The 11,884-nt window shown below is 67.2% G+C and carries 12 protein-coding genes; 7 read left to right on the plus strand and 5 right to left on the minus strand.

The window, feature by feature from the left end:
* Nucleotides 1-85: 85 nt before the first annotated feature.
* The gene (locus IDF66_RS11065; RefSeq protein ID WP_190266863.1) at nucleotides 86-1,315 is read left to right on the plus strand and encodes an NAD(P)/FAD-dependent oxidoreductase; all 1,230 of its coding nucleotides are present in this window, start codon (nucleotides 86-88) and stop codon (nucleotides 1,313-1,315) included.
* A gap of 58 nt (nucleotides 1,316-1,373) precedes the next feature.
* Here the strand turns inward: IDF66_RS11065 and IDF66_RS11070 are convergent, their stop codons facing one another.
* Complete coding sequence (locus IDF66_RS11070; RefSeq protein ID WP_190266864.1) at nucleotides 1,374-2,384, minus strand: hypothetical protein; 1,011 nt, start codon at nucleotides 2,382-2,384, stop codon at nucleotides 1,374-1,376.
* Nucleotides 2,385-2,477: 93 nt separating this feature from the next.
* Between IDF66_RS11070 and IDF66_RS11075 the strand changes: the two genes are divergently transcribed.
* Nucleotides 2,478-3,074 (plus strand): TetR/AcrR family transcriptional regulator, encoded by a 597-nt coding sequence (locus tag IDF66_RS11075; RefSeq protein WP_190266865.1) that lies wholly within the window; start codon nucleotides 2,478-2,480, stop codon nucleotides 3,072-3,074.
* On the opposite strand, the gene IDF66_RS11080 is transcribed toward IDF66_RS11075, so the two are convergent.
* Genes IDF66_RS11080 through IDF66_RS11095 form a run of 4 tightly spaced genes read right to left on the minus strand, consistent with a single transcriptional unit; the run spans nucleotide 3,034 to nucleotide 6,218 of the window.
* A complete protein-coding gene (locus IDF66_RS11080; RefSeq protein WP_190266866.1) occupies nucleotides 3,034-4,287 on the minus strand; it encodes an MFS transporter in 1,254 nt (417 codons plus the stop codon). The genes IDF66_RS11075 and IDF66_RS11080 overlap by 41 nt on opposite strands.
* On the minus strand, nucleotides 4,284-4,925 hold the full coding sequence (locus IDF66_RS11085; protein WP_190266867.1) for a GntR family transcriptional regulator: 642 nt from the start codon (nucleotides 4,923-4,925) through the stop codon (nucleotides 4,284-4,286). The genes IDF66_RS11080 and IDF66_RS11085 overlap by 4 nt, the downstream gene beginning before the upstream one ends.
* A gap of 48 nt (nucleotides 4,926-4,973) precedes the next feature.
* On the minus strand, nucleotides 4,974-5,450 hold the full coding sequence (locus tag IDF66_RS11090) for a glutathione peroxidase (protein WP_190266868.1): 477 nt from the start codon (nucleotides 5,448-5,450) through the stop codon (nucleotides 4,974-4,976).
* A 42-nt stretch (nucleotides 5,451-5,492) separates the two neighbouring features.
* A complete protein-coding gene (locus tag IDF66_RS11095) occupies nucleotides 5,493-6,218 on the minus strand; it encodes a hypothetical protein (protein WP_190266869.1) in 726 nt (241 codons plus the stop codon).
* A gap of 95 nt (nucleotides 6,219-6,313) precedes the next feature.
* Here IDF66_RS11095 and IDF66_RS11100 point away from each other — a divergent pair, with 95 nt between their 5' ends.
* The 5 genes from IDF66_RS11100 to IDF66_RS11125 all read left to right on the plus strand — a co-directional run bounded on the left by IDF66_RS11100 (nucleotide 6,314) and on the right by IDF66_RS11125 (nucleotide 11,764).
* Nucleotides 6,314-7,171 carry an LLM class flavin-dependent oxidoreductase gene (locus IDF66_RS11100; protein ID WP_190266870.1) on the plus strand — a complete coding sequence of 286 codons (858 nt, stop codon included), beginning with the start codon at nucleotides 6,314-6,316 and terminating at the stop codon, nucleotides 7,169-7,171.
* A 134-nt stretch (nucleotides 7,172-7,305) separates the two neighbouring features.
* Nucleotides 7,306-7,560: an acyl carrier protein gene (locus IDF66_RS11105; protein WP_190266871.1), complete on the plus strand. Its 255-nt coding sequence runs from the start codon at nucleotides 7,306-7,308 to the stop codon at nucleotides 7,558-7,560.
* A 250-nt stretch (nucleotides 7,561-7,810) separates the two neighbouring features.
* Nucleotides 7,811-9,130: a competence/damage-inducible protein A gene (locus IDF66_RS11115; protein WP_190266873.1), complete on the plus strand. Its 1,320-nt coding sequence runs from the start codon at nucleotides 7,811-7,813 to the stop codon at nucleotides 9,128-9,130.
* A 15-nt stretch (nucleotides 9,131-9,145) separates the two neighbouring features.
* Nucleotides 9,146-9,796, plus strand: coding sequence for a TetR/AcrR family transcriptional regulator (locus IDF66_RS11120; RefSeq protein WP_190266874.1), 651 nt, complete (start codon nucleotides 9,146-9,148; stop codon nucleotides 9,794-9,796).
* A gap of 384 nt (nucleotides 9,797-10,180) precedes the next feature.
* A complete protein-coding gene (locus IDF66_RS11125) occupies nucleotides 10,181-11,764 on the plus strand; it encodes a GMC family oxidoreductase (protein ID WP_190266875.1) in 1,584 nt (527 codons plus the stop codon).
* Nucleotides 11,765-11,884 lie beyond the last annotated feature (120 nt).

Below are 11,884 nucleotides of genomic sequence, written 5' to 3' on the forward strand. Positions count from 1 at the left end.
CGTCGTCGCGAGTAGAGTCGGGCCAGACGCACGAACCCGAGAGCCGGTGCAGATCATCGTCTGCGCCAGATGCAAGACGGAGGCGATGCTCGTGACCACCATCGTGATCGTCGGAGGCGGCCTGGCCGGTGCGAAAGCCGCCGAGGCGCTACGCGCACAGGATTTCGACGGCGAGGTGATCCTGTTCGGCGCCGAAGAGCGTCTGCCCTATGAGCGACCGCCGCTGTCCAAGGAGTTCCTGGCCGGGAAGAAGACCTTGCCCGACTTCACCGTGCACGACGGAGATTGGTATCGGGACAACAGAATCGACGTGCGCCCCGGCACCGACATCGACGACCTCGACGTCTCGGAGAAGTCGGTGCGGCTTCCGGACGGCAGCACCGTCGCCTACGACAAGCTCTTGCTGGCCACCGGTTCTCGATCACGTCGTCTCGACCTCCCCGGCGCCGACGCGGACGGTGTCCACTACTTGCGGACCATCGACGACGCGCAGCGGTTGAGCGATGCGATCACCGACACGACCCGCGTCGCCATCGTCGGCGGCGGCTGGATAGGTCTCGAGGTCGCAGCGAGCGCCCGTGAACGTGGCGCCGAGGTGACCGTCGCCGAGTTCGCCCCGCAGCCCCTGCTGGGCGCCCTCGGGCCCGAGGTCGCGGAGGTGTTCGCCGACCTGCATCGTGACCACGGAGTGGACCTGCGCACCGGGGTCGAGGTCGCCGAGATCATCACCGAGGGCGGCGCCGCGCGTGGCCTCCGGCTGGCGGGCGGCGACACCGTCGACGCCGACGTGGTGCTGATCGCGGCGGGAGCCGTCCCCAATCTCGAACTCGCGGAGGCAGCCGGGCTGGCGACGGCCGATGGCGGCGTGCTCGTCGGCGCAGGCCTTCAGAGCAGTGATCCCGATGTGTTCGCGGTCGGCGACATCGCCAACGCCGAGCACCCGCTCCTGCACACGCGGGTGCGTACCGAGCACTGGGCAAACGCGCTGAACCAGCCGGCGGTGGCGGTCACAAACATGCTCGGCGGCAGCGAGGAGTACTCGAATCTCCCGTATTTCTTCACCGACCAGTTCGACCTGGGCATGGAGTACACCGGACTGTCGACGGGCTATGAACAGGTGGTGTTCCGCGGCGACGTCGCGGGTCGGGAGTTCGTCGTGTTCTGGCTCGACGGCGACGCACACGTGCTGGCGGGCATGCAGGTCAACATCTGGGATCAGCTCGAAGGGATCAAAGAACTCATCACGGCGCGGGCCACGGTGGACACCGCCAGGCTCGCGAACCCGGATGTGACGCTCGCCGAACTCATCTCGTGATGCCTGATCGCGGCTCCTGCCTGCGCTTCCTGGTCGAATCCGTCGTATCCGGCGGTACTCAACCCACCGCCACCGCGGCCCCATCCGTCGTCGTAGCCTGATCGGCCGGCTCCGAGTCGCGTTTGCGCCGTGCTCGGACGATGCCTGCCCCGTAGAGCGCGAGACCGAGAACCAGCCAGAAGCACAGCACCATGATCGACCGCGCGATGCCGTGCCCCTCGAAGAAGACGACGTCACGCAACAACATTCCGGTCGCCCCAGGCGGCAGCAACTGACCGAGCGTCCCCCACGGGGCGGGAAGCAGTTCGGGAGCGCTCTGCAATCCCGACAGCGGATTGCCCAGGAAGATCAAGAGCACAGCGGCGATGCCGAGACCGATGCCGCCCAGGAGCTCACGCAGACCGAGAACCATGAAACACGTGGCGGCGATGCCCAGCATCGCGGCGAGGCTGGTCACCCAGTAGTTGCCGTCGAACGTGCCGATCACGAACTGCAGCGTCGCCACCAACGCCAGGCCCCCGGCCACCGACACACCGGCGGCGGCCACCAGCCGGGCACCGTTGCCAGGGATCAGCAGCATGATCACCATCGCACCGATCCAGCCACCGAGCGCCAGCGGCAGCGCACCCGCCGCGAGGCCCGCACCCTTCGGGTCGTCGGCGGGAAACCCTTGGACGTCAACGGGTTGCGTCGTGATACCCATCCGCTGGCCGACGGTCCCCAACAGGGTGGCAACCGCCGGACTGGCAGCACTGGACACCACCACCGTCTCCGGTCCGTTCGCGCCGAAGACGACCGCGCCGTATATCTCCCGGTCGAGGATCGCGTCTGTGGCGGCGGCCTGGTCAGGGTAGGCGGTGACCGCGAATCCGTCTGCGCCCTGCTCGAAGTGGGCCGCCTGTGCCGCCGGGGCGACCACGCCGATCGGGACATCGTGGGGCGCCGACCGCGAGGCCGGCAAGGCGAACGCGATGACCATGAGGGTCAGCAGGATCGCGATGCCGACGATCAGACCGATCATCGTGCGTGGGGACATCTGGCCGGCCCGATCCGATGCTGGCAGTGCCATGAGACCCCACTCCTAAGAGACGCTTCGTTTCCTATCGCGAGAAGTGTAAGGTCCTCCGATAAGAAACGCAACGTTTCCTCTGTGGAGGTGGAGATGCCTGCTCACCGACGGCGAGGCGCCGAACTCGAGCGCGCGATCCTCGCAGCGGTCCGTGACCAGGTGGATCGGCACGGGTACGCGAACACCACGTACGAAGGCGTCGCGGCGGCGGCCGGCACGGGAAAGGCAGTCCTCTACCGCCGCTGGGCCACCAAGGCGCACATGGTGCTCGCCGCGATGGCGGCCGACGAGCAGATCGACCTGACCTTCACCGTCGACACCGGCAGTCTCGCCGACGATCTGAATCTCGCGCTCAGGGGCGGACGAGACATCCTCGACCACCGGCGGGAGATGGTCGTCGGCCTCCTGGCCGACCTCGACCCCGGCGACCCCGGCTGGGGACAGTCACTGTTCTCGAACCGGATCAGCGTGGTGCTCGGCCCGATCGTCGATCAGGCCCGTGCGCGTGGCGAACTCGGTGACGCGCCGCTGCCACCACGCGTTCTGGCAGTGCCCCTGACCATGCTGCGCCATGACACCCTCGTCTATGGGCGCGTCTCCGACGACGACATCGCCGAGATCGTCTCCACCTGCATCGTTCCGTTGTTCATCACCGCGAGCCGGTCACCGGCAGGTGCTTTCGATAGCTGATGAGCACCACCAGGGTCGAGATGATCAGCAGCACGACGAGTGCCGTCAGCAGCTCCATGGTGGTGAACGGCGGCGTCAGCGCCGCAAGGATCGTCGGGACGATGAACCCCAGGTAGGCAACGGCATAGAAGACTCCGGTGAGCTTTGCCAGGTCCGCAGCCGGCGCGATGCGCTGGACTTCGAGAAGGCCGGAGACGAGACCGATCCCGAAGCCTGCCCCGAAGACCACGCTCGCCACCGCACCGATGAGCAACTGATCGGTCGCCACCGCTGCCATCATCACCAGCATGCCGACGGTCAGCGTCGCGAGCGAGACGACGATCCCACGTGCGCTGGAGGAGGAGTCGATCCGCTTGGCCACCGGCTGGATGAGCGCACCGGAGACCAGCGCGATCACACTGAGCACCGTCGCGTAGGCGAGCCCGAGGCCACCGGCCGCATCCCCGAGCAGCACCGGAAGATACCCGTAGGACAGTCCGCACGCAACGAAAAGCCAAGGGCCGCAGACGATCACCACACGGAGGAACCGTCGGTGCCGAGCCGACGGCACCGACAGGCGGGTCCGCAGGGGCGGGCGGACCGCGTCGGGCGTGCTCGTCTCGGGCGGGCGCCGGACGAGCCAGAGGAACGGCAGCGTCACAGCCACATGGATCGCGTAGGGCAACACCTCGGGCCACGGTCCCCATTGCGCGATGCTGCCCGCCACCAGAGCTCCCAACGCCGACCCGAGGGTGAAGGCGAGCGATGCACGGCGCGCGCCGGCGCCGGCGTCGGCGGTCATGTCGTACGGCTCTCCGGACATCTCCTTGAGCCACGTGGTCCCGACCGCCATCGCCGTCCCGACCGTCATACCCGACACCAGACGGCCGAGATAGATCGGGACGGAGCCGAGTTCGCCCAGCGAGAGGAGCACGCTCCCGGCGAGACCGAAGCAGACGGCCCAGAACATGGGAATCCGTCGGCCGACATGGTCGGAGACCGCGCCCGCGATGATCAGCGCCGGCGCGAGCCCGGCCACATAGACGCCCAGGAAGCTCGTCACCGTGCCGGCCGAGTAGTGCTCGGCCTCCTTGTACAGCAACAACATCGGACTGAACTGATTGCCCGCCCACGAACAGACGAACACCGCCCCGAACACGAGCACCCACGGCGGCACCGCGCGGCGAGACGCACGGTCGACGGCCGTCGGGCGCTGTTGGGTTCCCAGGCTCATATCGCACCCTGGTAACGATCGAGGTGGGCGTCGAGCGCGTCGGCGAATCGCGCCGCATCACCGCGCAGGAAACAGTCCGCGAGTTCGCGGTGGTCGTCGTAGGACGACATCAGATTCGCCGGGTCCACGCGGAGCAGCAGATTACGCAGACGCTGCTGACGACTCCGCAGCTCCTCATAGAAGTGTCGGGCCACCGGATTGCCCGAGGCCTCCACCATCAGCGCGTGGAAGTCGTCGTCGGCAGCGACGAACCCGGACACGTCCCCGGCGTCGACGTGGCGACGCTGCCGTTCCAGGTTCTCCGCGAGCAGGGCGGCACAAGGTTCGGCGGGACCACCGGCCGCGAACACCTGGGCCGCCGACGCCGATTCGATGCCCTTGCGCATGGCCAGGACGTCCTCGGCCTCGCGGTGGGTCATGGGCCGGACGATCGCACCCTTACGGGAGACGAGTTCGATCAGTTGCTCGGCGCTGAGCAGGAGGAACGCCTCATGGACCGGGGTCCTGCTGATCCCGAGCTCGGCGCCGATCGCACCCTCGCTCACCAGCGCACCCCCGGGCAGGTCTCCGCTGATGATCCGTGCCTTGGTGTGGGCATACGCGCGCTCGGCGGCTACGGGCCCGGTGGTCGTGGTCATGCGGGCACCCTACCCCTTGCATACAAGCTTGTATGCAAGGGGTTGATCTCAGAGCAGTCCGCCGATCGCCCCGGTCAGCTTCTCGGGCTTGGTGGTCGGCGCGAACCGATCGACGACGGTGCCGTCACGGCCGATGAGGAACTTGGTGAAGTTCCAGTTGATCCGCCCGCCGAGCAGCCCTCGCTTCTCGGACCGCAGCCACGCATAGAGCGGATGCGCTTCGGGTCCGTTGACGTCGATCTTCGCGAACATCGGGAACGTGACGTCGTAGGTCAGCGAGCAGAAGTTCTTGATCTCGTCCGCATCGCCCGGTTCCTGATGCGCGAACTGATCACACGGGAATCCGAGTACCCGCAGCCCCTGGTCGGAGTACGTGCGGTGCAAGGCCTCGAGCCCTTCGTACTGCGGTGTGAAACCGCACTTCGAGGCGGTGTTGACGACGAGGAGCGGCAGCCCGGCATATCCGGACAACGGAACCGGGTTGCCGTCGATGTCGTCGGCGGTGAAGTCGTAGGCGGTGGTCATGAATCTCTCCCCGTGGTCGCGCATCGGAGGACGCAGATGCGTCTAGGTGTAGGCGGACCGGCCCAGTATCGCATCGCAGGCCGCCGCCCCCTCTGCGATCCCGCGCTCGAAGGCCCGTCCGCGCTCGGCGCCGGTGCCGTGCGTGGGCCGGCCGGGCAGCGAGTACATGAACTCCACCGCCTCGGTCAGATCGGCAGGCGACAGGTAGCCCTCACCGATCAGCCAACTCCACCCGGCACCCGACCAGCAGTCCGAGGCGAACTCCAGGCGCCGCACCTCATCGACCGGGCCGAAGACGGTGGTGGACACCGGCTTCAACCCGACGCTCTCCTGCACACCATGACCCGACTCGTGGACGAAGGTGGTCACAGTCCGGCTCCGCGTCGAGATGAGTGCGGCATCGGTCTCGAGATTGACGAACGTGGTCTTGTCACAGTGGTGGAGCCCGAGATCGATCAATCTCCCGAGTTCGGCGTAGACGCAGACGTCACCGTTCGCACGGTTCCACGACAACCCCGCGCCCGGGTTCTGAACCATCACCGTCTCTCGGACCACCGAAGCCCGCTCCCGGTGACGGAGCCACCGATCGGTCAGCGCCACTGCGCACGACGCGTTCTTCACTTCGGTCTGCTCACCGTGGCAGGCCGCGAGGTCGGGCTCGACAACCACCGTCCGGAACGGTGCCGCGTGGGCGCTCGTCTGATACCCGAGGAGGATCGTGGTGACGCACACCAACACCGGCACGACCACCGCGCAACCGCGCCTCATCGAAGCCTCGTTCCCGCCGGCGACCAGGCCATCCTCGGCAGTGCCGGACGTCTCAACGGTAGTGCGGCGCACGATCGTCGCACTAGAGTCTGACCATGCGATTCGGCATCTGCATCCTGCCCGAGGCGCCCTGGCGCCACACCCGTCCCCGGTGGCAGCGTGCCGAGGAGATGGGTTTCGACCATGCCTGGACCTACGACCACCTCGTGTGGGGTGGCCTGCCCGATTCGCAATGGTTCTCCTGCATCCCGACGCTGACCGCCGCTGCCGCAGTCACGTCCCGCATCGGCCTCGGCGCCTTCGTGATGTCCCCGAACTTTCGGCATCCGGCGTCGCTGGCGCGTGAGGTGCAGACCGTCGCCGACATCTCCGATGGGCGCCTGCTGGTCGGGCTCGGCGCGGGCGGGTCACCGGACGACACGATCCTGGGTCAACCCGACGTCACCGTTCGCGAGCGGGTCGACCGGCTGCAGGAGTTCACCCGCCTCCTCGACCGCATGCTGACCGACGATCATGTCAGCGACCACGGCGAGTTCTTCTCGGTCCGGGACATGCGACTCGTCGGCGGTCCCGTCCGCGATCGCATCCCGCTGATCCTGGCCGGTAACGGCCCCCGCTCGGTCCGATTCGCAGCGCGACACGGAGACGGATGGGTGACTACCGGCGCGGGTGCGGACAACCTCGACGACTGGTTCGGCGGAGTGGCACGTAGTTGCCGGATCTTCGAGGAGTCCGTGGCCGATCGACCCGATGGCAAAGCCGTCGACCGGTACCTCAGCGTGGACTCATCCCCCCGGAACTCACTGGAGAGCGTCGGACTGTTCGACGAAATCGTCGGCCGGGCAGGAGAACTCGGATTCACCGACGTGATCGTGCACTGGCCGCGGGACACCGAACCGTACCGCGCACGCCTGGAGGTGCTCGAGGTGATCGCCCAGCGGGGCCTCGCCTGATCTGTCGTGCGCACGGCCGGACAACCGGAATCGGCACGGCACCGTCGACCCGGTTGTGACGTGCCACACAGATCCAGTATCGTCGGCGGTAAGTCAAGTGACTCAACTTTCCGACGTGCTCAGGGGAGGGCAGCATGGAAGCGGAACTCACGACGAATGAACTCGTCTCGATCCTGGTACGACAAGCGGTCGCCGACGTGCTGGGGGTACCGCCTACCGCACTCGACGCCACCACCCAACTGTCCGAGTACGGCCTCGACTCGATCTCGTCCGTCGACCTGACCGTCCAGCTCGAAGAGGTCTTCGACATCCGGATTCCCCATCGGGACACCCGGATGCTCGCCACTGTCGACGGCATCACCGACTACATCCAGCGGATCGGTTTCTGACTGCCGCCCATTCACGGCAACCCGGTTACCGCGGCCCGAACGGCACGGCGTTGTTGTCGGGATTGTCACCCTCGGCCGTCCGGGATGCGCTCGGCGAGCGCCTCGAGTCGTTCACCCCGAGCACGATCACCCGGTTCGACGAGTTGGACGCCCAGCCCAGTCGCGCACGTGACTGCGGATGGTCCAGCGTCCGTGAGGATCCGCGGTGCTGTGGCCGCCCGCAGGCGATCGTGACAGTAGGCTCGGTGACGTGAGTGTTCGCGCAGGAATACTGGTGACGGGAACCGAGGTCCTGACGGGCCGGGTGACGGACCTGAACGGCCCGTGGGTATCGACCCGGTTGCTGGCGCTGGGTGTCGACGTCGCGCACATCACGGTCTGCGGTGATCGCCCCGCCGATCTGATGGCGCAATTGCGTTTCCTCGCGGATCAGCGGCTCGATCTCATCGTCACCACCGGCGGTCTCGGGCCGACCGCCGACGATCTCACCGTCGCGACGGTCGCCGAGTTCTGCGGACTCGAGTTGTCCGTCGACACCGAACTCGAGGCCCACATCGCCGAGATCATCCGCCGCTGGCAGCGTCTCCCCGCCGGTGCCGCAGAGTCCGGACCGACCCGCGCCGGGATTCGCAAGCAGGCCCTGGTACCCGAAGGCGCACAATCGATTCCGCCGACCGGAACCGCCCCCGGGGTCGCGATCGCAGGTAGTGCGGAAAGGCCGGCGATCCTGGTACTTCCCGGTCCACCACGCGAGCTGCAGACGATGTGGGCCGATGCGTTGCAGACGGCCGCGGTGACCGCGGCGCTGTCTGCACGGACCGAGTTGAGGCAGGAGACGATCCGCGCATACGGACTGTCCGAAGCCGAGCTCGCCGAGTCCCTGCGGACCGCCCAGCACCAGATCTCCGGGTTCGACGGACTCGAGATCACCACCTGTCTCCGGCACGGAGAGGTCGAGATGGTCACCCGGTTCGCGGCCGACCACGCGCCCGCCTACACCGAGCTCGCGGAGCTGATCAGGACAGGCCACTCGCGACAGGTCTTCTCGACCGACGGTGCGACAATCGACGACCAGGTGGCGACCGCACTCGCCGGTCGCCGGATCGCGACCGCGGAATCCTGCACCGGGGGGATGATCGCAGCACGGCTCACCGACCGGTCCGGGTCGTCGGCGTATGTCGTCGGCGGCGTCGTGTCGTACGCGAATGAGGCAAAGACCGGCCTCCTCGACGTCCCGGCCGCGCTGATCGCCGAGCACGGTGCCGTCAGCGAACAGGTCGCCTCGGCGATGGCCGAGGGTGCGCTGCGTCGCCTCGACGCCGACACGGCGGTGTCGACGACCGGCGTTGCCGGCCCGGGCGGCGGCACCGATCTCAAGCCGGTCGGCATGGTCTGTTTCGGTGTCGCGATCGCCGGACGGCCCACGGTGACCGTCACCCGACGGTTCCCGGGCGATCGTGCGGCGGTCCGTGCACTCGCCACCACTGCGGCGATGCACCTGATCGCCGACGGTGTGGCCGGGACCGCGGCGGGCGAACGGCCCGCGGCCGACAGCGCCCCCCGAACATGAGGCATCATCATGTTCGTGGTGGTATCGCGTAGTGACCAGACGGCACGGACCCGGGAGCGGTTACTCGAGACCGCCGAGCGGTTGTTCGCGCTGCACGGGATCGCGTCCGTGTCGAGTCGACAGATCAGCAAGGCCGCCGGGCAGGGCAACAACTATGCGGTCGGGCACCACTTCGGTGACAAGACAGGCCTGATCCGAGCAATCCTGGAGACGCACAACGCTCGGATCGACGTGATCCGGGGCCAACGACTCGGCGATCTCGCCGAGGCCGCCGACGTTCGCGACTGGATCGAATGCCTGATCCGCCCCGAGATCGAACACCTCGTCAGCTTGGGTGCCACGTCGTACTACGCGCGGTTCTGCGCGCACATGGCGGCCGATCCGCAGACCGGGTACCTGCTGTACGAGTCCGTCGCGGTGTCGCACCCGCTCACCGAGGTGATGACCGGGTTCTATCGGGTCCTTCCGACGATCCCCAAACGCGTCATGGATGCGCGGGTGAGCATGTCCCAGAACATGATCATCCATTCGTTGGCCGACATCGAGAGATCGATCGAGGAATCGCCTGCGGAAGCATCGACCATCGCCGACAGGTGGTCTGATCACTGCGATCTCCTGATCGACGCCGCCGTCGGCCTCTGGCTCGCTCCCACCAAGAATCCCTGACGACTCAGCTGCCGGGCTCGTTCGAACTGTGAACCGGGTCACAGTATCGCCCCAAAGGCTTTTTTATCTCAGTCACATGACTGATCATGTTTCGGGTTGGTCGTCGCGGATTGCCGGTCGCGGAGGGGGAGGACATCACCGTGCCGGGCGAGATCAACAGACGATCGGCCGAGACGAATCCGCATGGGGGGCACACGCGGTCCTGATGCCGAACGCGGTTCGTGGATGGCCGGGATCGCCACGGGAACGTCGAACCGCCCTTGGCACACCCAGGCGTAGACCCGTCGGCCACCACCACACGGTGGAACGGCCCCTTCACTCTGCCCGCATGACCACTCTGCCCGCATGACGTCACATCCTGGCGCGATCAAGGAGTTTTCACCGATGACTGTGACCCGACGTTCCTTTCTCACCGGCGCGGCCGTGGCCGGGGCCGCGAGCCTGCTCCCTGCCACGGCCACGGCGGCACCCGGCGCCGGCCGTGGCGTTCGGCTGACGCGGGAGAATCATCGGGCGATCGTGGTCGGTTCGGGTTTCGGTGGCGGTGTCACCGCCCTGCGACTCACCGAGGCGGGTGTTCCGGTCCTGATGCTGGAGCGCGGAAAGCGCTGGCGAACGGGCCCCAACGCGGAGACCTTCCCGCATGCGACCGCGCCGGACAAGCGGTTTCTGTGGCACAAGTCGACTGGCCAGATCCTCGGGAGAAAGTTCGACTTCGAGCCCTATCTGGGTCTCGTCGACGCGGTCGTGGGAGACAACATGACCGCACTCGCCCCGGCAGGCCTCGGCGGTGGATCGCTGGTCTACCAAGGGATGACACTGCAGCCGGCCGAGCACGTGTTCAACGAGTATCTGCCCGAGCAACTCGACTGGCAGACGCTGAACCGGGTGTACTACCCGCGCGTGGCCCGCATGCTGCAGATCGAGACTGCGCCGGACGCCTTGATCCGCAGCGAGAACTATCGCGCCGCGCGGGTGTTCGCGCGAAATGCGCGCCGCGCAGGGCTTCCCGTGTCCAAGATCCCGATGCCGATCGACTGGAACTACGCGCTCGCCGAGATCCACGGCAAGATGAAGCCGTCGTACACCAACGGCGACGGTGCCATGGGAGTGAACAACGGCGGCAAACACAGTGTGGACGTCACCTATATCAAAGCCGCCGAGGCGACCGGTCTGCTGACGATCGCCACGATGCATGAGGTCACCGATGTGGCTCGTGCGGCGAACGGCCACTGGCAGGTTCACGTCGATCGCACGGATCTCACCGGCAAGGTCCTCGAACGGAAGATCCTCACCACCCCCACCCTGGTCATGGCCGCGGGCAGCGTGCACACCACCCGCCTGCTCGTGCGAGCCGCCGCGAACGGCGGTATCCCCGATCTGCCCGACGCCGTCGGACGCGGATGGGGCACCAACGCGGACCGGATCTACGTCTGGAACAGCCTCACCGACGGGTTCGGCGCACAACAGGGCGGGCCGGTGGTCTACGGATCGCTGAACTGGAAGAACGCGAGCACAGCCCACACCGTCATCCAGGCATCGATCCCACCGATGCCCATCGACGCACACAGCACCATGATGGTCGGCTACGGCGTCAGCCGAGACCGCGGACATTTCGCCTTCGACTCGGGGCGGGGCGACGCCTTCCTGAAGTGGCCGAAGAACGGCGATGCCACCATCCACCTCAAGAGCATCGAGCCCACCGCCACACGCATCGCCGGCCCGACCGGGCGGCTCATCGACACGAATGCGGTCGTCAACACCACCTGGCACAGCCTGGGCGGTGCGTGCATGGGATCGGTCTGCGATCTCGACGGCCGGGTGCACGGCCAGCGTGGCCTCTACGTGATCGACGGGGCACTGCTTCCGGGTACCACGGCCGCGTGCAATCCGTCGATGACCATTGCGGCGCTCGCCGAGCGCGCGCTCGACAACATCGTCGCCAAGGACGTCGGGACCACGATCTGATCGGGATCGGGCCACAGGAATCGGGCGACAGGAATCGGACGACAGGAGGAGGGCGGGAATAACACCTCCGCCCTTCTCAACTTATAGCGCGGACCCGGGCTTGCCGCAAGGGCCTCTGTG

The organism is Gordonia hankookensis (assembly GCF_014673215.1).
In the GTDB taxonomy this organism is placed as follows: domain Bacteria; phylum Actinomycetota; class Actinomycetes; order Mycobacteriales; family Mycobacteriaceae; genus Gordonia; species Gordonia hankookensis.

Excerpts from the sequence above, each read along its gene's own strand:
- IDF66_RS11065 (WP_190266863.1), top strand. The coding sequence starts at position 86 with ATGCTCGTGACCACCATCGTGATCGTCGGAGGCGGCCTGGCCGGTGCG.
- IDF66_RS11070 (WP_190266864.1), bottom strand. The coding sequence starts at position 2,384 with ATGGCACTGCCAGCATCGGATCGGGCCGGCCAGATGTCCCCACGCACG.
- IDF66_RS11075 (WP_190266865.1), top strand. The coding sequence starts at position 2,478 with ATGCCTGCTCACCGACGGCGAGGCGCCGAACTCGAGCGCGCGATCCTC.
- IDF66_RS11080 (WP_190266866.1), bottom strand. The coding sequence starts at position 4,287 with ATGAGCCTGGGAACCCAACAGCGCCCGACGGCCGTCGACCGTGCGTCT.
- IDF66_RS11085 (WP_190266867.1), bottom strand. The coding sequence starts at position 4,925 with ATGACCACGACCACCGGGCCCGTAGCCGCCGAGCGCGCGTATGCCCAC.
- IDF66_RS11090 (WP_190266868.1), bottom strand. The coding sequence starts at position 5,450 with ATGACCACCGCCTACGACTTCACCGCCGACGACATCGACGGCAACCCG.
- IDF66_RS11095 (WP_190266869.1), bottom strand. The coding sequence starts at position 6,218 with ATGAGGCGCGGTTGCGCGGTGGTCGTGCCGGTGTTGGTGTGCGTCACC.
- IDF66_RS11100 (WP_190266870.1), top strand. The coding sequence starts at position 6,314 with ATGCGATTCGGCATCTGCATCCTGCCCGAGGCGCCCTGGCGCCACACC.
- IDF66_RS11105 (WP_190266871.1), top strand. The coding sequence starts at position 7,306 with ATGGAAGCGGAACTCACGACGAATGAACTCGTCTCGATCCTGGTACGA.
- IDF66_RS11125 (WP_190266875.1), top strand. The coding sequence starts at position 10,181 with ATGACTGTGACCCGACGTTCCTTTCTCACCGGCGCGGCCGTGGCCGGG.